At 37.7% G+C, this 25,266-nt stretch carries 27 protein-coding genes and 1 pseudogene; 26 read left to right on the top strand and 2 right to left on the bottom strand.

Annotation, left to right across the window (positions count from 1 at the left end):
• Positions 1 to 42 precede the first annotated feature (42 nt).
• The 9 genes from HF876_RS08145 to HF876_RS19140 all read left to right on the top strand — a co-directional run bounded on the left by HF876_RS08145 (position 43) and on the right by HF876_RS19140 (position 6,170).
• A complete protein-coding gene (locus tag HF876_RS08145) occupies positions 43 to 1,287 on the top strand; it encodes a tetratricopeptide repeat protein (RefSeq protein ID WP_240949700.1) in 1,245 nt (414 codons plus the stop codon).
• Positions 1,288 to 1,307: 20 nt separating this feature from the next.
• Entirely contained in the window at positions 1,308 to 1,859 is a 552-nt protein-coding gene (locus HF876_RS08140) for a ReoY family proteolytic degradation factor (RefSeq protein WP_169359567.1), read from the top strand.
• Between the two features lie 10 nt (positions 1,860 to 1,869).
• Positions 1,870 to 2,316, top strand: a complete 447-nt coding sequence (locus HF876_RS08135) for a DUF2487 family protein (RefSeq protein WP_169359566.1) — start codon at positions 1,870 to 1,872, stop codon at positions 2,314 to 2,316.
• A gap of 157 nt (positions 2,317 to 2,473) precedes the next feature.
• Positions 2,474 to 2,977 carry a QcrA and Rieske domain-containing protein gene (locus tag HF876_RS08130; RefSeq protein ID WP_169359565.1) on the top strand — a complete coding sequence of 168 codons (504 nt, stop codon included), beginning with the start codon at positions 2,474 to 2,476 and terminating at the stop codon, positions 2,975 to 2,977.
• 20 nt (positions 2,978 to 2,997) lie between these two features.
• Positions 2,998 to 3,672, top strand: a complete 675-nt coding sequence (gene qcrB / locus HF876_RS08125) for a menaquinol-cytochrome c reductase cytochrome b subunit (protein ID WP_144536871.1) — start codon at positions 2,998 to 3,000, stop codon at positions 3,670 to 3,672.
• A 41-nt stretch (positions 3,673 to 3,713) separates the two neighbouring features.
• Positions 3,714 to 4,493 (top strand): menaquinol-cytochrome c reductase cytochrome b/c subunit, encoded by a 780-nt coding sequence (locus tag HF876_RS08120; protein WP_169359564.1) that lies wholly within the window; start codon positions 3,714 to 3,716, stop codon positions 4,491 to 4,493.
• A 132-nt stretch (positions 4,494 to 4,625) separates the two neighbouring features.
• Entirely contained in the window at positions 4,626 to 5,213 is a 588-nt protein-coding gene (lhaT, locus tag HF876_RS08115; protein ID WP_169359563.1) for a lipoprotein heptaprenylglyceryl N-acetyltransferase LhaT, read from the top strand.
• Between the two features lie 62 nt (positions 5,214 to 5,275).
• A complete protein-coding gene (locus HF876_RS08110) occupies positions 5,276 to 5,950 on the top strand; it encodes a zinc metallopeptidase (RefSeq protein WP_169359602.1) in 675 nt (224 codons plus the stop codon).
• Between the two features lie 91 nt (positions 5,951 to 6,041).
• Positions 6,042 to 6,170: a hypothetical protein gene (locus tag HF876_RS19140; protein ID WP_277347094.1), complete on the top strand. Its 129-nt coding sequence runs from the start codon at positions 6,042 to 6,044 to the stop codon at positions 6,168 to 6,170.
• A gap of 563 nt (positions 6,171 to 6,733) precedes the next feature.
• Here HF876_RS19140 and HF876_RS08105 read toward each other — a convergent pair.
• Positions 6,734 to 7,603, bottom strand: coding sequence for a YitT family protein (locus HF876_RS08105; protein WP_169359562.1), 870 nt, complete (start codon positions 7,601 to 7,603; stop codon positions 6,734 to 6,736).
• Positions 7,604 to 7,705: 102 nt separating this feature from the next.
• Between HF876_RS08105 and HF876_RS08100 the strand changes: the two genes are divergently transcribed.
• The 17 genes and pseudogenes from HF876_RS08100 to HF876_RS18870 all read left to right on the top strand — a co-directional run.
• Positions 7,706 to 8,038, top strand: a complete 333-nt coding sequence (locus tag HF876_RS08100; protein WP_169359561.1) for a nucleotide pyrophosphohydrolase — start codon at positions 7,706 to 7,708, stop codon at positions 8,036 to 8,038.
• Positions 8,039 to 8,040: 2 nt separating this feature from the next.
• On the top strand, positions 8,041 to 8,817 hold the full coding sequence (dapB, locus tag HF876_RS08095) for a 4-hydroxy-tetrahydrodipicolinate reductase (RefSeq protein ID WP_169359560.1): 777 nt from the start codon (positions 8,041 to 8,043) through the stop codon (positions 8,815 to 8,817).
• Between the two features lie 12 nt (positions 8,818 to 8,829).
• On the top strand, positions 8,830 to 9,237 hold the full coding sequence (mgsA, locus tag HF876_RS08090) for a methylglyoxal synthase (protein WP_169359559.1): 408 nt from the start codon (positions 8,830 to 8,832) through the stop codon (positions 9,235 to 9,237).
• 18 nt (positions 9,238 to 9,255) lie between these two features.
• Positions 9,256 to 10,386, top strand: a complete 1,131-nt coding sequence (gene bshA / locus HF876_RS08085; protein ID WP_169359558.1) for an N-acetyl-alpha-D-glucosaminyl L-malate synthase BshA — start codon at positions 9,256 to 9,258, stop codon at positions 10,384 to 10,386.
• On the top strand, positions 10,387 to 11,568 hold the full coding sequence (locus tag HF876_RS08080) for a CCA tRNA nucleotidyltransferase (RefSeq protein ID WP_169359557.1): 1,182 nt from the start codon (positions 10,387 to 10,389) through the stop codon (positions 11,566 to 11,568). It begins immediately after the preceding gene.
• Positions 11,552 to 12,538 carry a biotin--[acetyl-CoA-carboxylase] ligase gene (locus tag HF876_RS08075; protein WP_169359556.1) on the top strand — a complete coding sequence of 329 codons (987 nt, stop codon included), beginning with the start codon at positions 11,552 to 11,554 and terminating at the stop codon, positions 12,536 to 12,538. The genes HF876_RS08080 and HF876_RS08075 overlap by 17 nt, the downstream gene beginning before the upstream one ends.
• A gap of 264 nt (positions 12,539 to 12,802) precedes the next feature.
• Complete coding sequence (gene panB / locus HF876_RS08070) at positions 12,803 to 13,663, top strand: 3-methyl-2-oxobutanoate hydroxymethyltransferase (RefSeq protein ID WP_169359555.1); 861 nt, start codon at positions 12,803 to 12,805, stop codon at positions 13,661 to 13,663.
• Positions 13,641 to 14,489: a pantoate--beta-alanine ligase gene (gene panC, locus HF876_RS08065; protein ID WP_169359554.1), complete on the top strand. Its 849-nt coding sequence runs from the start codon at positions 13,641 to 13,643 to the stop codon at positions 14,487 to 14,489. Before panB ends, panC begins: the two co-directional genes overlap by 23 nt.
• Before the next feature lie 2 nt (positions 14,490 to 14,491).
• Positions 14,492 to 14,875 carry an aspartate 1-decarboxylase gene (panD, locus tag HF876_RS08060; protein WP_169359553.1) on the top strand — a complete coding sequence of 128 codons (384 nt, stop codon included), beginning with the start codon at positions 14,492 to 14,494 and terminating at the stop codon, positions 14,873 to 14,875.
• A 323-nt stretch (positions 14,876 to 15,198) separates the two neighbouring features.
• Positions 15,199 to 17,952 (top strand): ATP-dependent DNA helicase DinG, encoded by a 2,754-nt coding sequence (gene dinG, locus HF876_RS08055; protein ID WP_169359552.1) that lies wholly within the window; start codon positions 15,199 to 15,201, stop codon positions 17,950 to 17,952.
• A 28-nt stretch (positions 17,953 to 17,980) separates the two neighbouring features.
• Positions 17,981 to 18,151 carry a YpmA family protein gene (locus HF876_RS08050; RefSeq protein ID WP_144536843.1) on the top strand — a complete coding sequence of 57 codons (171 nt, stop codon included), beginning with the start codon at positions 17,981 to 17,983 and terminating at the stop codon, positions 18,149 to 18,151.
• A gap of 2 nt (positions 18,152 to 18,153) precedes the next feature.
• Positions 18,154 to 18,642 (top strand): cell wall elongation regulator TseB-like domain-containing protein, encoded by a 489-nt coding sequence (locus HF876_RS08045; protein WP_169359551.1) that lies wholly within the window; start codon positions 18,154 to 18,156, stop codon positions 18,640 to 18,642.
• A gap of 28 nt (positions 18,643 to 18,670) precedes the next feature.
• Positions 18,671 to 19,966, top strand: coding sequence for an asparagine--tRNA ligase (gene asnS / locus HF876_RS08040; protein ID WP_169359550.1), 1,296 nt, complete (start codon positions 18,671 to 18,673; stop codon positions 19,964 to 19,966).
• A gap of 72 nt (positions 19,967 to 20,038) precedes the next feature.
• Complete coding sequence (locus HF876_RS08035) at positions 20,039 to 20,749, top strand: DnaD domain-containing protein (RefSeq protein ID WP_169359549.1); 711 nt, start codon at positions 20,039 to 20,041, stop codon at positions 20,747 to 20,749.
• A 9-nt stretch (positions 20,750 to 20,758) separates the two neighbouring features.
• On the top strand, positions 20,759 to 21,415 hold the full coding sequence (gene nth, locus HF876_RS08030; RefSeq protein ID WP_169359601.1) for an endonuclease III: 657 nt from the start codon (positions 20,759 to 20,761) through the stop codon (positions 21,413 to 21,415).
• Positions 21,402 to 21,710 carry a YpoC family protein gene (locus tag HF876_RS08025; RefSeq protein ID WP_169359548.1) on the top strand — a complete coding sequence of 103 codons (309 nt, stop codon included), beginning with the start codon at positions 21,402 to 21,404 and terminating at the stop codon, positions 21,708 to 21,710. The genes nth and HF876_RS08025 overlap by 14 nt, the downstream gene beginning before the upstream one ends.
• 375 nt (positions 21,711 to 22,085) lie before the next feature.
• Positions 22,086 to 22,318: pseudogene (locus HF876_RS18870) on the top strand (IS5/IS1182 family transposase); the annotation flags it as partial.
• Between the two features lie 281 nt (positions 22,319 to 22,599).
• Here the strand turns inward: HF876_RS18870 and HF876_RS08020 are convergent.
• On the bottom strand, positions 22,600 to 25,254 hold the full coding sequence (locus HF876_RS08020; protein WP_169359547.1) for a PBP1A family penicillin-binding protein: 2,655 nt from the start codon (positions 25,252 to 25,254) through the stop codon (positions 22,600 to 22,602).
• Positions 25,255 to 25,266 lie beyond the last annotated feature (12 nt).

Raw genomic sequence — 25,266 nt, 5'->3', positions numbered from 1 at the left:
AGTTCTTGTACGATTAAATAGTAGAGAAGGAATGGTGATGTTATGGAAAAAATGATTCCCTTTATCCGAGTTATGGAGGATGGAGATATAGAAAAGCTTGATGGCATGGTAGATGCTTTCTTACTAGAGGAAAATCCTGACGAGCAGTATGGATTAGCAGACTTATTAACAGAATATGGTTTTATACAAGAGGCAATAAAAACGTTAGAGAATTTAAACTTTTTATTTCCAGAGGAAGACCAACTGAAAATAGACCTCGCACAATTATTTTTAGAATTGAATAAAGAGGACGATGCTTTGGAAATGCTAAGTAATATAGAGAAGAACAGCGAGTCCTATCCACAGGCCTTACTTACATTAGCTGATTATTATCAAATGATTGGTTTATATGAGGTTGCCGAACATAAAATAGAAGAAGCAATTGCTCTATTACCGGGAGAGCCACTTTTGCAATATGCAAAAGGAGAACTTTTATTTGAAACTGGACGGTATTTAGAGGCTGCGAGACTTATGGAAGATCTTTTAGCTTCTAAAAGTGAGCTGCAAGGAGTGGATCTTTCATTAAAAATAGCTGAAATCTATAGTGCTGGAGCAGCTTATGAAGAGGCTATCCCTTATTATACAGAGGCCCTTCAAAAGGAAGCTGCACCAGAGGTTCTTTTTCAGGCAGGATATGCATTTTTCCAAGTTAGACAGTATGAAACGGCTGCAAAACATTTAAATCATCTTTTAGAAATAGACCCAGATTTCTTCTCTGGCTATATGCTTTTAGCGGAAACATACGCTATGCTTGAAAAGAATGAGGAAGCACTGAGTGCTATTACAGATGGAATCGCTAGAGATGAATTTGAAAAAGAATATTATTTATTTGCAGGTAAAATTTCTCTAAAATTGGGTAGAGTGAAAGAAGCAGAAGGTTTTCTTCAGGAAGCAATCGCATTAGACCCTGAGTACATGGATGCTATTTACATACTTTCTTCCTTGTTCTCCCAGGAGGAAATGGATGAGGAGTTAATTGACCTCTATGAAACCTTAAAGCAAGAGCAATTTGAGATGTCTTCTATGTATCCCCTTTTAGCCACAGCATATGAGCGGTTAGAAATGTATGAAAAAGCATACGAATTTTATAAGCTTGCATATACTGAACATAAAGAGGATGCAGCATTTTTGGAAAAGTACTTATACTTCCTTTTAGAAGATGGTAAACGTGAAGAAGCAAGAGAAATTATTTCGATATTACAAGAGCTTCAGCCAGAAAACAGTGAATGGTTTGACATGATGGAATAATGATAGGAAGGAGAGGTTATGTGACTGCTTCTGTTTCAGTTGGTGAGAAAAAAGAATTTGTCCGTTGGTTTCTGAAAAAGTATCAAATGAAGAGAAGAGAATGTGTGTGGATTTTAAATTACTTAATAAGCCACGAAACAATGTTGAACAATGTACACTTTGTGGAGGAAGCCCATTATTGTCCAAGAGCTATGATTATGTCTGTTACTACATCCTCCGGAATACCTTTTAGATTTTATAAAGGTAGTATCATGACAGCAGATGCTGAAAAATCTTTTCACGATCTTCGCTTAAACCCAGATGAAGAGATGTATATACAATTGAACTTTCAAACACTGCCCCCAAGTCCCGAGTATTTAGCAGTATTAGAAGAAAACCCGTATATGCCCAAATATCTGCATATTAGTGAAAAAGATAAGCTAATTGCAGAGGATATTTTAACCGAAAGCTTGCAATCTTTTCAGGCCGAACAACTAAAAAAACAGATTGATCAAGCAATTGATGATAATAATAAAGAAAAGTTTCTCGAACTTTCCGCACTATGGAAAAATCTACCGTATAGAGAAAAATAGGAGAGATAACATGCATTGGAACGGAAAAGATAGCACAGTTTTTCAAGCACAAAAAGAATATATTGACACAGCGATAGTCCCACTTATATTAATAGATGGTTCAGAGCATGGATTTCCATTTGCTGCCTCAGCTGCAGATTTTACTTTGTCGCTAGCAAATACAATTGAAAATCAGTTCAAAGGAAGGATCGTTTTATTTCCTTCCTTCTCTTATACAGGATCTCAGGACAAGCTATCATTATTGGAGGCTTGGAATGAAGAATTTAAAAAAGCTGGATTTAAACATATCTTTTACGTTACTTCTGACAGAGAGTGGAGTACAATGGGAGAGGAACAAAATGTCCTGTGGTTCCCATCAATACCACTTGATTCCATGGATCAAAAAATGAAATTATCCGTATTGGAGGATCAATTAAGACAATTAATCCCTCGTTTTGCGAATAAGTGGGCGAATTAGTGACAATATGTTTCATTATTTGTTCACAAAGTTCATAATTCGTAGCAGGAATTATTGACCTTCCTTTTTTATTGATATATCATTGAAATGTCCTAGTATTATTAATTCAAGCAAGTATGTCCATTGGACTGACCTTTAAGTTAGAGGGGGGAAAAGGATGAGTAACAATAAAGTATCAAGACGCCAATTTTTAAGTTATACATTAACAGGTGTTGGCGGATTCATGGCAGCAGGTATGCTTATGCCAATGGTACGTTTTGCAGTTGATCCTGTATTGCAAAAATCAGAAGGTGGAGATTATGTACTGACTGAGAAGAAGATTGCAGACCTTACTGAGGTTCCTGAACGAGTAGACTTTACTTTCGAGCAGGTAGATGCCTGGTACAAGTCTGATGTAACTAGCGCTGCATGGGTTTACAAAGAAGGAGATAGCATTATTGCATTGTCTCCAGTATGTAAGCACTTAGGATGCACAGTTAACTGGGAAGGTGACCCAGCACACAAAAATCAATTTTTCTGTCCATGTCACGCAGGCCGTTACGAGAAAAACGGACAGAATGTTGCAAAAACACCACCTCTAGGTCCGTTGGATCAATTTGAAGTACGTGAAAATAACGGTTTCTTAGAAATTGGAAAAGCTATAACTAACACATTAGTTTAATGTAAGGGGGTACGACATCAGTGCTTAATAAAATCTATGATTGGGTGGATGAACGTCTTGATATTACACCTATATGGCGTGATATTGCAGACCATGAAGTACCAGAACACGTAAACCCTGCACATCATTTCTCAGCATTTGTTTATTGTTTCGGGGGATTAACGTTCTTCATTACAGTTATTCAAATTCTATCTGGTATGTTCTTAACAATGTATTATGTACCGGATATCGAGAATGCATGGGAATCAGTTTACTACCTTCAAAATGAAGTAGCATTCGGTGAAATCGTGCGTGGAATGCATCACTGGGGAGCATCTCTTGTAATTGTTATGATGTTCTTACATACTTTACGTGTATTCTTTACTGGTTCTTACAAAAAACCTCGTGAACTAAACTGGATGGTCGGAGTATTAATCTTCGCTGTTATGTTAGGTTTAGGATTTACAGGTTACCTACTTCCTTGGGACATGAAAGCATTGTTCGCTACAAAAGTAGGTATTGAAATTGCCGCATCTGTACCGGTTATCGGTGGCATGATCAAAACATTATTAGCTGGTGATGAGACAATCATCGGTGCACAAACATTAACAAGATTCTTCGCGATTCATGTATTCTTCTTGCCGGCTGCTCTTTTTGCTTTACTTGCAGCTCACTTTATCATGATTCGTCGTCAAGGTATTTCTGGACCACTATAATGGGTAAGTGGAACAGATAATTCTTAAAAGGAGGGGACAATATGCATCGCGGAAAAGGTTTGAAATTTGTTGGAGATTCTCGTGTAACGGATCCTTCTAGCCGTAAAAAGAAAACTCCTAAAGACTATTCTGAGTATCCAGGTAAAACAGAAGCTTTCTGGCCTGACTTCTTGCTAAAAGAATGGTTAGTCGGAGCAGTATTTTTAGTCGGTTATTTAGTATTGACAGTTGAACATCCATCGCCGTTAGAGCGACCAGCTGATCCAACGGACACAGCTTATATTCCTTTACCTGACTGGTATTTCCTATTTTTATATCAATTATTAAAATACGAATTTGCTTCTGGACCATACAACATCATTGGAGCAATCGTTATGCCAGGTCTTGCTTTCGGAGCACTTTTACTAGTACCATTCTTAGATACAAGCAAGGAAAGAAGCCCATGGAAACGTCCATTACCAACTGGTTTCATGCTTTTAGCTATCGCTTCAATTATTTTCTTAACTTGGGAATCTGTAGCTAACCACGACTGGGAAGCTGCTAAAGCACAAGGTGAAATTAGAGAAGAAGTGGCTGTAGAAATTGATGAAACTGCTCCTGGATTTGAAATATATCAGGGCTCATCATGTATAGGTTGTCACGGTAATGCTTTTGAAGGCGGTATAGGTAAACCACTTATTGGTTTAGAATATACAGCTGAAGAAATCGTTGAAATTGCTCATGAAGGGATTGGAACTATGCCAGGTGGCACATTCCAAGGAACGGAAGAGGAATTACAACAGCTTGCTGAGTTTATCACAACTTTACAACCAGCAGAATAATCCAAAAAAAGAGAGTCAGGTAACTGACTCTCTTTTTTTAGCAATTATTCCTTTAATGAAATTTTACAAATTCTTCACAAAAAATTATAGTTATTCTAGTTATAATAAAATAGGGGAGTATGGGAAATATATATGATGACGGATATAAAATTGTTGCTCTACAATAAATCATTCATGTGGTTGTTATTTTACGTAAACCTAATCGGAACAATTTATGGATATTATTGGTATAATGGCCAATTATCTGTTACTGAAACAAAATTTCTAATATTTGTACCGGATAGTCCAACGGCGAGTCTATTTTTTACACTTGCTCTTTTAGGTTGGCTAATGAATAAAAACTGGAAACTAATAGAAGCTTTAGCGCTTATTACACTTGTGAAATACGGACTATGGGCTGTTGTTATGAATTTATGGACGTTAGTAGAAACTGGAGATATAGGCTGGATGGGCTGGATGCTAGTAGGCTCACATTTTGCTATGGCACTTCAAGCTATTCTATATATTCCTTTTTACCGATTTAAATTTGTCCATATTGTGATCGCAGCCATTTGGACGCTCCACAATGATGTGATAGACTATGTATTTGGTCAAATGCCTACGTATAGAAGCCTAAGTGAGTACGCTAGTAATATAGGCTATTTTACCTTCTGGTTATCGATTGCGTGTATTCTCTTATCGTATGTCGTATATCAGAAAAGGACAAATCGTATCAGTTGATTGCAAGGTAAATAGCATATAAAATATTAATTAGATATCGAGAGGGGGAATTTCTGTTGGGAATGTATATCGTTTATTTTGCGATAATTTTGTTGTTACCACTATACGCACAGATGAAAGTAAAAAGTACCTATAAGAAATATTCCAAAGTCCGCTCTACTTCAGGAATGACTGGTGCAGAAGTAGCTAGACGAATATTAGATGAGAATGGTTTATATGAAGTAAAAGTAGTGGAAAGTAGCGGGTTTTTAAGTGATCATTATAACCCAATGACGAAAATAGTTGCTTTATCTAGTCATAACTTCCATGAGGCTTCTGTGGCTGGAGCTGCAATAGCTGCCCATGAAGTTGGTCATGCGATTCAACATAAAGAGGCTTACTCTTTTTTAACATTACGACACAAATTAGTTCCAGTAGCTAATATTTCTTCCAATGCATCATGGGTATTTATCATGATTGGTATCTTTGCTACTTCTACTAATATGCTGTTATTAGGTATCATTCTTCTTGCTATGGGGGTTGTATTCCAAATCGTTACACTTCCTGTAGAGTTTAATGCTTCTAGTCGTGCTATGAACCAAATGGTTTCATTAGGAGTAATTAGAAACGAAGAAGAGCGTCACGCTAAAAAAGTATTAAGTGCAGCAGCATTAACATACGTTGCAGCAGCAGCAGTTGCCGTATTAGAATTATTACGTTTAGTATTAATCTATACAGGAATGTCAAGAAGCGAATAAACAAGAAAAGCGCAAGCGCCTATGTCTGCCCCGACAGGCAAATGGAGAAAAGCGAGGAGGCAGTTCCTCGGCCACCGGAGCTTTTTACCATTTGACCCCGAGGGGCAAGGCGCTGAAGCTAGACAACAAGAAAAGCGCAAGCGCCTATGTCTGCCCCGACAGGCAAATGGAGAAAAGCGAGGAGGCAGTTCCTCAGCCACCGGAGCTTTTTACCATTTGACCCCGAGGGGCAAGGCGATAAACTCAATTTATCCATAGCTTCAGAATTTTATAAAACAAAGGAGACTATCTTAGCTTGTTGAGATAGTCTCTTTTAATGTATAGCTTTGTTAAAGTTTTTGGTTGATTTTGACTAACAATTCTTTTTTATAGTGACTGTAAACATAAACAATTGAACTTTCAAATGGCTATTATGAACATAAATAGATGATGAAAATGGGGTTGGTGACAGTTTTTTAGCTTTGTTTATGCGAGTAAATTTATTAGTTCTTTATCAATGCTAAAGCTGTTCCCATTTATTGATTGGAGCGACAGACGGCGACTCCAGTGGGATGAGTGAGACAGATAAGACATCACAACCGCGCGCGTTAGCGACGGGTGATGGCTTATCGCTCACCCCACGGAAAGCGTCCGGCTGGGGCGGAAATCAATTCTACTCTCTGATCTAAGATTTCTTTGGATTATAAATCAACCCTACCCTTTAACATAGCCTAATGAATAACAACAATTCTTAACAAAAGAGCATGCTTACACTGTAAAAGTGTGAGCATGCTCTTTCATAATTTAAAGCAACGGTTTTTTTTGTTCATCTAACGTAAAGCCTTCGCCCATGACATCGTTCATTTCTGTTACCGAAACAAAGGCATGCGGATCAACAGAAGATATAATCGTTTTTAAACGGATAATTTCATTTTTAGAAATGACACAATACAATACTTCACGATCTTTTTTCGTATAATGTCCGTATCCTTTTAAGACGGTAACCCCGCGATCCATTTCATTTGTAATCCTATTTGCAATAGCATCTTGATGGTCAGAAATTATAAATGCTCCACGAGCAGCATATGCACCTTCTTGAACAAAGTCAATTACACGTGCGCCTACAAATACTGCTACAAGCGTATACATCATAGAACGAATATCTAAGAAGGTTAACCAAGAAACCATGATAACCACGGCATCAAACATAAACATGGTTTTACCCATACTCCAACCAAGATACTTTTGGGCTAGTCTAGCAATAATGTCAACGCCACCAGTCGTTCCGCCAGCTCGGAAGATAATACCTAAACCAACACCTATAAACACACCAGCAAAAAGAGAGGCTAAAAATAAATCATCATTAATTCCTAGCTGAATTTCGTAGATTTGGGAAATTTTCAGGAATACGGAAACAGAAAAGGTTCCGATTAATGTATAATAGAACACTCTCCTACCTAAAAGCTTCCAACCTAAAATAAACATAGGTATATTTAATACTAAATTCATTACAGATACATCTAAATGAAAGACAAAGTACAAAATTAATGTTATTCCGGAAAAGCCGCCTTCCCCTAGTTCGTTTTGCATATTAAAGTGTACAAAGCCGAAACTAAATATTGCAGAACCTAAAATAATCATTAATATATTCTTTAATTTTAAACCAATCCCCATTGTACCACCTCATTTTATAGTCCATACTAAATCTATATTATTTTTTTGCTTTTGACAACACCCTTATATTTTTATTACGATGAATGAAGGAGAGTGAGATTAATGAAAGAAACAAAATCATTAAATATGCTTCAACAAGAAGTTGATACATACATAAACCAATTTAAAGAAGGTTATTTTCCTCCTATGGAGCTTCTAGCAAGATTAACAGAGGAGCTAGGTGAGCTTTCGAGAGAGGTACAACATAAGTATGGTACTAAGAAAAAGAAGCATACGGAAGTACAAAAAGAATTAGCTGATGAAATGGGAGACTTCTTCTTTGTGTTGATCTGTCTGGCTAACTCTGAGGGCATAGATTTAGAAGGTGCCTTACAAAAAGTTTTACATAAATATAACACTCGAGATAAAGATCGCTGGACTAAAAAGGAGGACTAACTATGGTGATTAAAGTAGCTATAGCAGGACCAAGAGGTAAAATGGGAAGAGAAGCAGTTAGTACTGTTATTAAAAATGCAGAATTTTTATTGGTTGGACTACTAGATTCTAAAAAACAGGAAGAAACTCTAGGAGATAATATACCTATCTTTACATCCCTAACTGAATTAATTGAAGAAACTGCTCCAGATGTTTTAGTTGATTTGACAGTTCCGTCTGCTGTATATGACCATACAATAACAGCATTAGAATATGGTGTAAGACCTGTAGTTGGAACGACTGGATTTTCTGATGCACAACTTGATAGTATAAGGAATTTAGTGGAAGAAAAACAAATTGGCTGTATCATTGCACCTAACTTTTCTATCGGTGCAGTATTAATGATGAAATTTGCTCAAACTGCCGCAAAGTATTTACCGGACGTAGAAATTATTGAAATGCATCATGACGAAAAAATAGATGCACCTTCGGGCACTGCTATTAAAACTGCTCAAATGATACAAAACACTAGAACAGAGGCAACGCAAGGACATCCACAGGAGGAAGAAATCCTTCCTGGAGCAAGAGGGGCGAATTTTGAAGGCATGAGAATTCATAGTGTTCGTTTGCCAGGCTTAATCGCTCACCAACAGGTGTTATTAGGTGGAGACGGTCAACTATTAACATTGAGACATGACTCATTCAATAGAGGCTCTTTTATGTCTGGTGTGGTATTGTCTATTAAAGAAGTAATGTGTCAAAATAAATTAATATATGGATTAGAAGAGATTATTTTATAGGAGGAAAACGTGATGAGAATCGCATTGGTGGCTCACGATAAGAAAAAAGAGGATTTAATACAATTTGTAACAGCATATAAGCCTATTCTTGAAGAGCATGAGTTATTTGCTACTGGTACAACAGGTACACGGATTATAAATGAGGTCGGTCTCTCTGTTTTTAGGTATAAATCAGGTCCACTAGGCGGAGACCAACAAATTGGTTCTGCTATCGCTAATAATGAAATGGATATGGTTATTTTCTTTCGTGATCCCCTTACAGCGCAGCCTCACGAGCCGGATGTTACTGCTTTGATCCGTCTTTGTGACGTTTATCAAATCCCATTGGCAACTAATATGGGTACTGCGGAAATTCTCCTTAAAGGAATCGAAGAGGGGTTTCTAGACTGGCGTCTTCTAGAAGAACGTCGGGGTAGATAAAGAAAAGAGGACATATACATGCGTAAACTAAAAATAGGTATCACTTGCTATCCTACTGTTGGTGGTTCCGGAGTTATAGCTACTGAGCTAGGAAAAATGCTTGCTGAAAAAGGGCATGAGATCCATTTCATCACATCTAGTGTTCCCTTTCGCTTAAACAAAATTTATCCAACTATTACGTTCCACCAGGTGGAGGTAAATAGTTACTCTGTATTCCAGTATGCCCCTTATGATATTGCTTTGGCTAATAAAATGGCTGAAGTAATTCAAGATGAGGGCTTAGATGTTCTCCATGTCCACTATGCAATACCACATGCGGTTTGCGCAATCCTTGCTAAGGATATGGCTAATTCTGATATTGGAATTGTTACAACTTTGCATGGGACAGACATTACAGTTCTAGGTTATGATTCATCGTTGACGGGAGCCATTCAGTATGGAATTGAAAAGTCGGATGTCGTTACAGCCGTCTCTACATCGTTAGTGAAACAAACTAGAGAGCTAATTACGACCAAAAAAGATATTGAGACGATATATAATTTTGTGGATGAAAGAGAGTATCACAAAAAGGATGCAAACAACCTAAAAGAATTATTAGGCATTAAAGAGAATGAAAAGGTTGTCATCCATGTATCCAATTTTAGGAAAGTCAAGCACGTTCCGGATGTTGTAAAAAGCTTCGAATTAATGCATAAAGAAGTCCCAGCAAAACTCCTATTAGTAGGGGATGGTCCAGAAAAGCATCCAGTAATGGAATATGTGAAGGGTAAGCCAATTGAGAAAGACGTTCTCTTTCTTGGAAAACAAGAAAATGTTTCAGAGCTATATTCTATTTCAGATCTGATGCTACTGTTATCTGAAAAAGAGTCATTTGGTTTAGTATTACTGGAGGCAATGGCTTGTGAGGTTCCATGTATTGGAACTGCCGTCGGTGGTATACCTGAAGTAATAATACCTGGTGAAAATGGATATTTGGTACCTCTTGGAGATATAGACAGTGTTGCCGAATATGGTCTGAAAATATTGAAGGATCCTCATTTACATAACCAGTTAAAGAAAAGGGCAGTCCAAATTGTAAAGGAACGTTTTAGCTCCTCGCAAATAGTAGATCAATATGAAGAGATGTATGAAAGAGTGGCGAAAAAATAAATGGAAAATCGATGGCCAGATGCTTATAAAGTAATCTCCGTACTTGAAAATGCTGGCTTCGAAGCATACGTGGTTGGTGGAGCAGTAAGAGACTTCGTGAGAGGTGTTCAAGCTAACGATGTAGACATAACAACTAATGCTTTACCACAACAAGTAAAAGAATTATTTGAACATACTATTGATGTGGGAATTGAACATGGAACTGTTCTTGTTGTTTTATCAGAACCAATTGAAGTTACAACCTTTCGATCGGAGACTACGTATAGTGACCATAGAAGACCGGACGAAGTTAAATTTGTTCACACGCTTAAGGAAGATTTAAAGAGACGGGACTTCACGATTAACTCGATGGCTTTAACTAAAGAAGATAAGTTAATCGACTTCTTCGGAGGAAGTTCCGATTTAGAAAAAGGTACGATCAAGGCAGTAGGGAATCCAAAGGAACGGTTTTCCGAGGATGCCCTTAGGATGCTACGAGCTATACGTTTTTCAGCACAATTAAATTTCACCTTAGATAGCTCGACACAAGCTGCCATCAAAGAGCTGCATCCTTTAATCAGTCATATCTCTATAGAGAGAGTAAAAGTAGAGCTAGAGAAAATTTGGGTTAGTAATTACCCCTCAAAAGGAATGGAACTGTTTGTTTCTACAGGGCTATCGAGACATTTTGTAGGAAATTGGGTAGATTCAATCTCTAAATGGAGAGATTTTAATAGCTTTGGGATGAAAGCAAATGGATGGGCATTTTTCATATTAATGAATAAAGATTCTAACCATACTGAGCTACTTTCTGCCTTTAAATGCTCCAATTCAGAAAAAAAACACGTCAAGGAAGTGCTCCGTGCTGTGGAATCTTTGAATAATGGGAGCTGGGATTCTGTGGAGCTGTTTCAGTTTTCGGATGAAGTATTGATTGCAGCAGCGAGCTATGGAAGGGTCCTATTTAATATCGAGCATTCATATACCCCAGAGCTCTTGAGAGAAGAAAAAAAGAAGTTAGCTATTTCGTCTAAGCGAGATGTAGTAGTTAGTGGGAATGATTTAATGGAATGGAAGCAGGAAAAAAGAGGCCCTTGGATTAAAGAAGCTTTAGATAAGTTAACGATAATGATTTTGAACGAAGAACTAAAAAACGACAGAGCACAGATAAAGGAATGGTTTTTTCGTGAGTATATCAATTAAAGAAAGAATTATTTCTAGACTCCAGGCTGCAAAGGGAGACCCAATTTCTGGTCAAGCACTCGCAGAAGAACTAGAGATTTCTAGAACGATGGTATGGAAGTATCTTAAAGGACTTGGAGAAGAAGGCTACGAAATTGAAGCTATAAAGAAAAAGGGCTATATTCTTAAACAGATGCCGGATACTTTAGCTAGTGAACGTATTTCACTTCATCTCGAAACAAAAGAACTAGGTAAAAATATTATATATTATCCGGTTTGTGATTCTACTCAGACGATTGCTACAAACAAAGCGAGAGAGGGTGTCGCTCATGGAACGTTAGTAGTATCAGAGGAGCAGACTGCAGGTCGTGGTAGACTAGACCGTTCTTGGGAATCTTCAGTTGGAAAGGGGATCTGGATGAGTCTCATACTCCGACCTAATATTAGTCCTCAATTTGCTGCACAGTTTACGCTAGTAGCTGCTGTAGCAATCGCCAGAGCAATAGAAGATACTACAACCTGTGTGCCAAGCATTAAATGGCCTAATGATCTGCTCATTAATGGGAAGAAAGTGACTGGCATCCTTACCGAGCTTCAGTCAGATATGGACCGTGTACAAGCTATTATTATTGGAATGGGTATCAATGTAAATCAGACATCAGAATCCTTTGAAGGACCTTTGGAATCTATTGCCACTTCTTTAAAGTTGGAAACTGGAGAACATGTAGACAGAGCTCTCCTAGCTGCCAAAGTTCTATTTTATCTAGAAAAATATAGTGATATGTACATCACTCTAGGTTTTGAACCTATTAAACTCATTTGGGAGAGCTATAACTGTACTATTGGCAATAGGATTAGAGCTACTACTCTTAGGGATACAATTGAGGGACAGGCTATTGGCATTACTAATGATGGAGCTTTGCAGCTTCAATTAGATAATGGAGAAATAAAAGGTATTTATTCGGCTGATATTGATTTACTCAAAATTTAATTTGGACGTTTTCGTCTAATTCTGTTATTCTGTATGCGAAGGGTAGTATCTTTTTAGAACTACACCGGTAAGTTACTTTTTTAAATTAAATAGTCTGCCTTGATCTATGAATGACAGGGACGGAGAAAACCGATGAATTTAAATTTTCTGCCCTTCTGTCCAAGTAAAGGATTGAAGGGCTTTATATTTGGTTTTCTCTTCTATTTTACCAAAGGTAAGCTTATGTGCTAGACCGAGGTAATAATTTTATAAGGAGGGAAATGGATGAAAACAACGAGTGATTTTTTGAAAATGAAAAGTAATGAAGAAAAAATTTCTATGATCACAGCTTATGACTTCCCAACAGCCAAATTTGCTGAAGAAGCTAATGTCGATATGATTTTAGTAGGGGATTCAGTTGGGATGGTAGTGCTAGGGTACGATTCTACGGTATCAGTTACGATGAATGATATGATTCATCATGGTAAAGCTGCTAGAAGAGGAGCACCGAATACATTTTTAGTTGTGGATATGCCATTTGGAACATATCACGGAAATATCGATCAGTCGCTCTCTAACGCAGTTCGTTTAATGCAGGAGACGGGTGCACAGGCTGTAAAGCTAGAGGGAGCAGGAGCAATTATACCTGTAATTGAAAAGCTGACATTTGCTGGTATACCGGTAGTCGCTCATTTAGGATTGTTACCTCAATCTGCAGGAGTTCTGGGTGGATATAAAGTGCAAGGGAAAACTGCGGAAGCTGCGCAAAAACTAATTGAAGATGCCAAAAAATGTGAGCAGGCGGGAGCTTGTGCTGTCGTGTTGGAGTGTATCCCTTATCAGCTAACAGAGCAAATATCGAGTGCTCTCATGGTACCAACGATAGGAATAGGAGCTGGTTCGACTGCGGACGGCCAAGTATTAGTATTCCATGACTTGGTTAAGTATGGATCTCATCATATACCGAAGTTCGTAAAAGAATATGCAAATGTGGGGGAACCTATTTTAAGCGGTATTAAGAAGTATGTAGAAGAAGTTAAAAATGGTGCATTCCCTGCTACAGAGCATTCTTTCACCATGAAGGATGATCAACTAAACCAACTATACGGAGGTAACCCTAGCCATGCAAACAGTACAAAAGATTGATGAACTTAAAGCAATTATTGCAAAACATAAACAACACTCTATTGGTTTTGTACCAACGATGGGGTATCTACACGAAGGCCACCAAGCACTACTTACTAAAGCTCGAGCAGAAAACGAGTTCGTAGTTGCTAGTATCTTTGTAAATCCAGCACAGTTTGGACCAAATGAAGATTTAGATAGATATCCAAGAGATATTGAACGAGATACAAAGATTGCTGTAGAATCTGGAGTAGATTTATTATTTGTTCCAACGCCTGATGAAATGTATCCTTTTGAAAGTGGGATTACGATACATGCCGGTGATATTTCTACCAAGCTATGTGGTTCCACACGTCCAGGTCACTTCGATGGTGTACTGAAAGTAGTATCTAAGCTATTTCATTTAGTTCAACCTACAAAGGCATATTTTGGACAAAAGGACGCTCAGCAGCTTGCGATTATTAAGCTGTTTGTTGAAGCATACAATTTCCCGCTAGAAATAGTTGCTGTTCCAACTATACGTGAAGAAGATGGATTGGCTAAAAGTTCGCGAAATGTATTTCTTAGCGCGCAAGAACGTGAAGTTGCCCCTCATATTTACAAGGCGCTTACGCTGGCAAAAGAGAACGTGCATCGCACGGGGGATGTACAAAAGGCTATTGCTGAAGCTAAACAATATATAATTGAAAACACATCTGGTAAAATAGATTACCTGGAGGCTTTGGCTTATCCAACACTACAACCTGTAAACGAGTACACAGAAGAAGTCTTATTTGCAGCTGCCGTATTTTTTGAAAAAGCAAGATTAATTGATAATATAATAGTTAATATGAAGGAAGTGCAGTAATAATGTTAAGAATGATGTTAAACAGTAAAATTCACCGAGCAGTAGTCACTGAGGCGGATTTAAACTATGTAGGCAGTATTACAATTGACCAAAATATCTTGGATGCAGTAGGAATGCTGCCAAATGAAAAGGTTCATATTGTCAATAACAATAATGGGGCACGCTTTGAAACATATATTATCGCAGGAGAACGTGGAAGCGGTGTAATTTGTGTAAATGGAGCTGCAGCACGCCTTGTTCAACGTGGAGATATAGTAATTATCTTGTCTTATGCATACGTAATGAATGAAGAAGCAAAAAACCATCGTCCAACAGTAGGAATTATGAACTCAGATAATACGATTAACCAAATTATCAACTACGAGCCAGAAGCAACAGTCATGTAATAATTGCACATGGAGGTGGCTGGAGAAAAAAGCCCCTGGATTTCAAAAGTCCCCGGAAATTTTACCAATCGTAAAATTTCCGGGGCTTTGTTTTTTATTGCTATTGCAACTTTCTCTCTAACAAGCTAGATCTGCACATTTTTTCGTCTAAATAGGATTTGAATTGTTTATTTGAGAATGAAAGAAGTAGGGATAATAATTTTAATTTTTTTTAAGTCCTACATATATTTCGTTTCTAATAAAGTAATGTGGTACAATTTTTAAAAAGCAGTGCTCGAGCGCTTGTTAGAATGCTTTTAATTTTAATGATGGTGAGATGAAGTGTGTTGGAAAATCATAAATATGCAGTTGTCGATATTGAAACAACAGGCCATTCATCTGCCAATGGTGACCGAATTATTCAGCTTGCAATTGTTTTTATAGAAAATAATAAAATAACGGGCTCCTTTAATACGTTTGTAAATCCGCAAAAACAAATTCCTCTATTTATTCAGGATCTAACTAACATCAAGGAAGAAGATGTCAAGGATGCTCCTAGATTTGAAGAGATTGCCCCAAAAGTGTTGGAAATGTTGCAAGATCATATTTTTGTTGCTCATAATACGAACTTTGACTTAACGTTTCTTCAGCAGGAGCTAAAACGTGTAGGATTACCTAAATTAGTTTGTAAATCGATTGATACAGTGGAATTTGCAAAGCTGATGTTTCCTAATATTTATAGTTATAAACTTCAGGATATAGCAAATGAGCTACATATAGAGCTTGAATCTGCCCACCGAGCAGATGACGATGCGAAGGCTACAGCTTATTTACTGCTGAAATGTTTTGATCAGCTACAAACGCTGCCAATGAAAACAATAGAACTTTTACATAAGAGATCCTTTCAATTAAAATCCAATCTAGCTCTTATATTTTTTGAAGTGCTGACGATGAAAAGAAAAATGTATGACTCAAAGGATTATTTAGAATATCGAGGGATCCCTTTACAATATGAAAGAGATGAGCCTCTTCCAACGCAAAGTGAGCTAGTTTACCCAAGCTCTTTCGACGAAAAGAAGCAGTTATTCCAACAAGGAAGTTTAAAGCTGGAGGAAAGAACTGGCCAATTTGAGCTTATGGATAGAATTCACCTAGCGCTGTCCGAATCTAGAGAAATAGTATGTGAGGCCGAGACTGGGATAGGTAAAACATTAGGGTATTTAATCCCTGCTGCTATTTATGGAATAGAGCAAGGAAAGCCAATTATTATTAGTACCTACACTACTCATCTTATTGATCAACTAATAAATGAGGAAATACCGAAGCTTCATGACATTTTGAATATAAATCTTCGAGTAGCTAAACTAAAAGGGATTAACCACTATATTGACCTTTATCGTTTTTGGGAGCATCTTCAGCAAGATGACGAGTCATATGATGAAACCTTCACTATCATGCAGATTTTAGTTTGGCTTACTATGACAGAGGAGGGTGATCTTTCTGAGCTTAATGTCTCTGGAGGGGGTTTACTCTTTGTTGATAAAATAAGAAGAACCTCTGAGAAGATGATAAACGACGTAAAAGGAATTGACTTTTATGAGAGAGCACTTCTTCGGAGTAAGGATTGCGATATACTTGTGACGAATCATTCCATGATCATAGCAGACAAGGATAGAGAAGTTAAACTTTTAGAGAATGGCTGTGCAACTATCATTGATGAAGCACATCAAATGATCCATGCTAGTATTTCTCGAAAAGAACGTATTTTTTCCTATACTAATTGGAAGTATATTTTAGGTCAATTTGGAACGTTAGATACCGATCATCTACTTTACAAACTGTCGCTTATAAACGTCTCTTTATCCGTACGACTCCGCATAGAGAAGCTTTTTGTAAATGTTGTAGAGTCGTTTGATCTCGCTATGTCTCACATCATTTCTTCTATACAAAGCTTCCCTCATAAATCTAAAAGTACGAAACGTACGAATACGATGGAAGAGTTAGAACTAGATAAATCATATTTTATCAAAGTAGCTAAAAATCTGCAGACGTTTATATATTCCACAAAGCCATATGTTGGCTCGTCCAAGAAAAACCTATTGGACCCTCAATTAATAGTTATCGTAAATGAGTGGGAATATTGGCTACGGGAGCTAGAGATTAAAGTAAGTGAGTGGGATGAAATATTTCTTCAGCATGGTGAAGAAGAAGCAAAATGGCTCGAACTAGATAATAGAAGTGTGCCAGGGAGCCTTACTATCATCAAAAGACCATTAGATTATCAAGAGGATATAAAAGAAGCAATGGCTCCGTTAAGAGATAGTGGAGGTATTATTTGGACGTCGGGGACTTTGACCGTACCATCTAACAAATACTTTATCACTTCACAGCTAGGGCTTAGTTCGAGTGTGCCGATTCATCAATTTAAAGTAGAATCTAATTTTTATAATGGGGCAGAGCTCTTAATTATTGAAGATATGCCGGATATTCAGCAAGTTTCACAATCTGACTATATTGAGTCAGTGGCAGAAGCAATTGTTCAGACAGTGCTAGTAACTGGCGGAAGATGCTTTGTATTATTCACCTCACAAGATATGCTTCGAAAAACGGTTGAGTTAATTCAAGAGACTAACCTGCTCGAAGATTATATGCTGTTTGCCCAAGGGATTACAACTGGCAGTAGAATGCGTCTATTAAAATCCTTTCAACGCTTCTCGAAATCTGTACTTTTCGGCACCAATAGCTTTTGGGAGGGCGTAGATGTGCCAGGGGAGGCACTGTCTGTCGTAATCATGGTGCGTTTACCTTTTTCATCACCAGATGACCCATTATTTAAAAAACGTGCAGAATTAATGAGCAGAAACGGGCTTAACCCATTTTCATCCTACTCTTTACCAGAAGCAGTTCTAAGATTTAGACAAGGATTTGGTCGTTTAATTCGTTCCTCCGCTGATAAGGGAGTATTTATCGTATTAGATAGAAGAATTGAGACTAAGTCGTATGGGGCTGATTTTTTACAGGCGATTCCTAACATACCTGTAAAGAAAGTATCACTAGAAAATATAGTCTTAGAGCTAGAAAATTGGTATACTAATTAAGGATGAGTATTAGAAAGCGGGTAGAAATATGGAAAACAAAATCGAAGTCATCTCCACAGTCACCGTACAATACCAATCAGATCTATACAAAATAGTAGATGCATTGAACCGTTCTTTGAAGGAAAAGGATTTAATGTTTGGATTGGCATTAGATAAAGAAGACCAAGAAAAAGCAGTCTTTACCATTTACAGGACCTAAATATGGCACTTAAAAGATGGCTATTATTTATCGTTATTTTTACAATTAGCCTAACCGCAATCCTTAGCATTCTTATATATACTCAGGCTCGGGAGCCATTTAAGGAAGCCTTAACGTCTGCAGAATCTTATACACTAAAGAATAACTTATTGGAGACAATTGATGAGTCCTATGTGTATAATAGTACCGACTCTTATCAGACGATTATAGGTAACACAAAAGATGGCTCCAAAAAAGCATTTTTTATCCCACTGAAGGCAAATGAAGAGCCTATCATGGAGGTAAGCTTTGAAGAGGGTATATCAAAAGAAGAAGCCATCTCCATCGTTTTGGATGGAGAGCAAGAAAGTAAGGTGCTCCACGCTAAGCTAGGTGTGGAAGAGGTTGGCCCTGTATGGGAGATTACCTTTGTCAATTCAAAGGATAATCTAAACTACGTTTATCTATTATTTGATAACGGCGACTGGTGGAAGAGAATATCCAATTTGTAAAATTTATTTATGACTAATGGAGGACAACATGAAAAAAATTATGATTAAAGATATGGCCAACCATGTTGGAGAAACAATAAAACTTGGGGCTTGGCTTGCGAACAAGCGCTCAAGCGGAAAGATTGCCTTTTTACAGCTACGTGATGGCTCCGGCTTTGTACAAGGAGTAGTAGTAAAGGAAGTTGTTGGAGAAGAAATTTTCCAAACAGCAAAAGGGTTAACTCAAGAAACTTCTATGTATATCACTGGAGAAGTAACTAAAGATGAACGCTCATCTTTTGGATATGAGCTACAAGTAAAAGAAATCGAAGTAATTCACGCTGCGGTTGATTATCCTATTACACCAAAAGAGCATGGAACTGAATTTCTTATGGACAACCGTCATTTATGGCTGCGTTCTAGAAAACAACACGCAATTATGAAAATTCGTAATGAAATAATTCGTGCTACATATGAATTCTTTAATGAAAATGGATTTGTAAAAATGGATCCACCAATTTTAACTGGATCTTCTCCTGAAGGAACTTCAGAGCTTTTCCATACAAAGTATTTTGATGAGGATGCATATTTATCTCAATCTGGACAACTATACATGGAAGCTGCAGCAATGGCATTAGGAAAAGTATTCTCCTTTGGACCAACATTCCGTGCAGAGAAATCTAAAACACGACGTCACTTAATAGAATTTTGGATGATCGAGCCAGAGATGGCGTTTGTAGAATTCGATGAGAATCTAGAAGTACAAGAGCAATATGTGGCATATATTGTCCAATCTGTTCTTAAAAACTGTCAATTAGAATTAGAACGTTTAGGACGCGACACTTCTAAATTAGAAAAAATTCAAGCACCATTCCCACGTATCACGTATGATGATGCAATTAAGTTTTTACACGAGAAAGGCTTTGATGATATTGAATGGGGAGATGATTTCGGATCACCGCATGAAACAGCTATCGCAGAAAGCTATGATATGCCAGTATTCATCACGCATTATCCTATAGGCATTAAACCATTCTACATGCAACCTCATCCAGACAGAGACGATGTTGTATTATGTGCGGACTTAATCGCTCCTGAAGGATATGGTGAGATTATCGGTGGATCAGAACGTATTCATGATTATGATTTACTAAAACAACGTCTTGCAGAGCATAAATTAGATGAATCGGCTTATGCATGGTATTTAGAGCTACGTAAACAAGGGTCTGTTCCTCACTCAGGGTTTGGGCTTGGATTAGAACGTACAGTAGCTTGGTTAAGTGGAGCAGAACACGTACGTGAATCTATCCCATTCCCAAGACTATTAAACCGTTTATATCCATAATAAGAATCGAAAGAAAGATCATTTACGTTAATAAACTTTTACAGCGTATTATATAAGAAAGGGAGTGCGAGTATGCAAAAGCGAAATCGGCTCCGAATCTGGACAGAGCAGGGAAATGTAACCATTTCCCAGCTTTTTTTTAGCCATTACAAGGCCATTAATGTCAAGGACGAGGAAGCTATTCTGCTATTACATCTTATCGCTTTTGGAGAAGCGGGTAACCACTTTCCAACCCCTCAAAACTTAGTGGAACGTACACATTTTAACGAACATAAAGTAGTGACGATTTTACAACGTCTTGTCCAAAAGGGATTAATCCAAATTGAACAGCATATGGACGAAAATGGAGTTCATTATGAATACTATGATTTTAATCATTTATGGGAGCTTTTGGTCGATTGCGTAGAGCAACAAAACCTTAATAAAGAAGACGAAGAAGTGAAGGGCGAAGAAGGCGAAATTTACAAATTATTTGAAGCTGAATTCGGTAGATTGTTATCTCCAATGGAATATGAAACAATTGGAATGTGGTTTGACCAGGACAAGCATTCTGCCTCTTTAATAAGGCTAGCTTTGAAAGAGGCTGTCTTATCTCAAAAGCTAAGCCTGCGCTATATAGACCGCATATTATTCGAGTGGAAAAAGAAAAATATAAAAACAGTAGAAGCTGCAGAAAATCAGTCGGCTCAGTTTAGACAGCATATACCAATGCAAAGACCAAAGGAGCAATCCTTAGATACGGCGAAAGTTCCTTTTTACAATTGGTTAGAAGAAAGAGAGTAGGTGGAAACGTTGCTTACAAAGGCCCAATGGCATTTTTGTTTAGAGGAAATGGAAAGGATGTTTCCGGATGCTCATTGTGAGTTAGTCCACGATAATCCTTTTGAATTATTAGTAGCTACACTTTTATCAGCGCAATGCACGGACGTGCTTGTAAATAAAGTAACTAAAAATTTGTTCCAAAAATATAAAAAGCCCGAAGACTATTTAGCAGTTTCAATCGAAGAGCTACAAAACGACATACGTTCAATCGGCCTATATCGTAATAAGGCAAAAAATATTCAAGCGCTTAGTAAGCAACTAATAGAGCTTTATAATGGCGAAGTACCGGAAGACAGAGATCTACTTACTACTTTTCCAGGAGTAGGGCGCAAAACTGCTAATGTAGTTGTTTCAGTTGCTTTTGACATTCCTGCCATTGCCGTCGATACTCATGTCGAAAGAGTATCGAAGCGATTAGGACTATGTCGATGGAAGGACTCTGTCCTACAGGTCGAGGAAACGTTAATGAAAAAGACTCCGATTGAATCCTGGTCCAAGGCACATCACCAGCTTATATTTTTTGGCCGCTACCATTGCAAGGCACAAAATCCCAATTGCCCACAATGTCCGTTACTGCCTGTGTGCAGAGAGGGGAAAAAAAGGATGAGTAAAGTTGTCCAAGCTTAAAAAAGAAGACTTTGTCGGACTTTTTGCAAAGTGGTCAGAGCTTCGAGATGAGATACAAGCTCATTATAAAAAAAGAAATAACGGGTCTAATGATTTAATGGAAAAAGGAATTGATCTGTTAAACGAGTTAATCGACCTTGCAGATGGCACTTGTCCATTAAACTATCAGGAACGTTTTACTTTTATAAAACAGAACTATAAAACTTTTGCGGCGTTTCGACAGCTGGATGAATTATTTAAAGAAACGGAAAAGAAGCTTGCTCTTCGCTTTATTATGGAATCAAGAAAACCTTAATTATTCAACGATGCCCCATATATACTGCCTACTAAAAGTTAGATACTAAACTAACTTAGAGAGGGAGTCCATATGGGGCATTTTTAGATTAGGGCAGTTTAAATATAAAAAAATATGGCTATGTTAAAGGCGAGTGCACTGAAAAAGTACTTTTAAACTCTTAGAGGTAGAGTATGAATAAAGGCTCCTATTTCCTGAGACCGTGTCTTTTTCGTTCCGAGCGTGCTTTCCTGGGGGCGGCCCGGCAAGCCTTCTCCCTCGCTGCGCTCAGTCCGGGTGCTCGCCGTGGCCGCTAATCCCCTAGGAGTCACCGCTCTGCACTCCAATCCACTATAGAATTTATTTAAAATGTACTCAGGTAATATTGCTATACTAAAGAAAAGTAAATGCAGGGGTGCGCACAATGATAAATATAATTTTGATGTGGAAAAATGTAAAATATGCCCTTTCAGAGTTGGGTGTTATAAAGAAGGATAAAGAGTGGATACGGCTACGATACAGCGATTAGCACGGGTCTTTTTGGCATGGAAATACAAGGAGCCACAACCATATTTGCGGTCAACCTGAAGCGAATCCTAAAGTTACTTAACGAAGGAGAGCAAGAATAAGGCAATGAAAAAGGATGTTTTCTGTTCAATTTGAACAAAAAGCACCCTTTTTTAATTTTCAAAACAAATTTATTATAAAAACGTAAGTATTTCAATGCCCTCTTTAAAGGCTAGGGTTGGTATTTCGTGAAACGAGTTCGTTTGTGAAATGTTACACTTAAACTAAGGTAAGCAATAAAAAATCACTTTATAAATTCAAGAAATAATTAAAAAACGAGGAAAGGGTTATAATCCCATTTCCTCGTTCTTCTTTTAATCATTTTAAGTAATAATCGAATAGTTTAAGGTGTAGATCCGGTTTCTGTGCCGTCTTCAGGGGTTTCCTCAGGATTTTCTCCATCGGTGCCACCATCTTCTTGACCACCATCATTATTACCACCATTACCGCCACTATTACCGTTGTTGTTACCATTACCATTATTATTACCGTTTCCATTATTACCATTACCGTTACCGTTATTACCATTGTTACCGTTATTACCATTACCGTTGTTACCATTGTTACCATTGTTTCCAGGTTGGTTTTCATTCTCACCCTCGGTATCTTCTGGTTTTTCTTCCTCCGAATCAGGAGACTCGAGATCTTCTTCTTCGATACCTTCGAGCACTAACTCTACACTAGCTGATTCACTTCGAACATCCTCAGCTATTGCTGTAACGGTAAATAAATATTTACTACCAGGGATTAGAGCTTGAACGATCAACCCTGTTTTATCTGTTGTTTGTAAAATTTCGCTTGGACCGTTATCAATAGAGACCGCTACCTCAAACTGAACGTTAACATCATCTTCGCCTTCAGGTCCTTCGAAGTCCCAATCTAACGTTGCCGATGATGTTATTTCATCATATTGCACTGATAGGTTAGAAGGGGCATTTAGTTCTAGCTGGTCATATTCCTCAGATACTTGTTTAGGCTCTGTCCCTTTAACAAATAACTCTGTTAGCTTCATATTTTCAGGTGTATACTCACTAGCTAATTTTAATGGATTAGAACCTCTTTCAACTGTAACTTCTACAACTGAATTAGGCTTTTTAAATCTTTCTGTTTTCTGTCCCTCGGAAATACCACCCATAACCTCTTTAAAGATTCGTTGGGGAAGGCTTCGTTCCTCCGCTGTTGTGATGGGTGAGTTGTCATGATAACCTGACCATACGGTTACTGAATAGTTAGTTGTGTACCCAGCAAACCATACATCTGGAACACCTTTTTTATCTCCACTGAAGTTGGACGTACCAGATTTTCCTGCTACATCTAATCCGCTAATTGCAGCAGCCTTACCAGTACCTTTTGTTAAAACATCACGTAAAACATCTGTAATAATGTATGCTGTTGAATCCTTCATAACTGTCTTGGATTCAGGCTTGTAATTTTTCTCTGTTTTGCCATCTCTGTATACAATTTTGTTAATGGCATATGGTTCAGTATGAGTACCGCCATTACCAAAAGCAGCGTAAGCTCCTGCTAGTTGGATAGGGGACATGAACTTCGAAATACCACCAATTGCATAGGCTTCATTTACTGTGCCGATATCTACTCCAAATCGACTAATAAATTCTCTAGAGTTCTTAGTACCTACTTCTCTTAATGTTTGAACTGCAGTAGTATTACGAGATTTATATAATGCTTCCCGCATTGTCATAGCACCTAGATATTTATTATCTGCGTTACGTATTACTTGATCTGTGCCTGTATATTTAATTTCTTTATCCTCAATGATTTGAGCAGGAGACCAACCTAAATATTCTACTGCTGGAGCATAATCTATTAAAGGCTTGATCGTCGATCCTGGTGATCGTTCTTTCATATCATCAGCATAATTATATCCTCGATCTGCTCCATAATTTCTTCCTCCACCGGCAGCGACAACTGCTCCAGTTTGAGTATCAATTACTGCAACCCCGGATTGAATATCCTCGGTTGGGAATATATCAGAGTTCAAGGTTGCTTCTACTTGCTTTTGTGCATTCGGTTGAAGTGTCGTATGGATAGTTATACCTTCGGAAATAGCATCTCCATCCCCATTTTCTTCAAGTTCTTCTAATACTATATCGATAAATGCATCGTATTTAGAATCTTGGTTTGTAACTCTTTGATCTTCTGGTAAAAGGGAGTCAGCAACTGGAATAGCTTGGGCTGCTTTCATTTCCTCGTCAGTTATTTTTCCGTGAAGATTCATTAAATAAAGGACTGTATTTCTTCGTTTTTCAGCACGTTCTGGGTTTTTAAAAGGATTAAAGTTATTTGGGCTTTGAGGCATTCCAGCCAATACTGCTATCTCATGTAGCTCTAAATCCTTTAATTCTTTCCCATAGAAATACTTAGAAGCAGTTCCAAAGCCGTAAATACGTCCTGACATTAATACCTTGTTAAAGTACATCTCGAAAATTTCTTCTTTTTCATATTCACGCTCTAATTGTAGAGCTAAATGGGCTTCTTGTGCTTTACGTTTTATCGTTTTTTCATTTGTAAAGAAAGAGTTTTTGACAACCTGTTGAGTGATTGTACTTGCACCCTGTGCACCAAATCCATCCTTCAGGTTGGCTAAAACGGCTTTACCTAAACGTAAGACATCTACTCCCATGTGATCGTAGAAACGAACATCCTCTGTTGCTAAAATGGCATCTTCCATTTGTTGAGGAATTTCCTCATAGGATATATATTCTCGGCTTTCACTTCCGACGGTTGCAAACTCTTCACCGTTTGCGTCTAATAGTTTAGGACTGATCGGGTCTTTTAGTAATTCCTCATCTAAATCTGGTGCTGTGCTTGCATAATATGCATAAACGGACCCACCAGTTATTAATCCTACTAATCCAATAGCTAAAATTGCTATCATGATACGTTTTAGCCATGTTTTTGCAGGTTTTGTTTGTTTTTTCTTTTGTTCAAGTTGTTGTTTTCTTCTTTGTCCACGAGTAGATTTTTGCTCACTCATAAACGTCTCCTC

The organism is Psychrobacillus sp. BL-248-WT-3 (assembly GCF_012843435.1).
Classification (GTDB): Bacteria; Bacillota; Bacilli; order Bacillales_A; family Planococcaceae; genus Psychrobacillus.
Note: the sequence above shows the minus strand (reverse complement) of the source record. Positions and strands in the feature narration are given on the sequence as shown.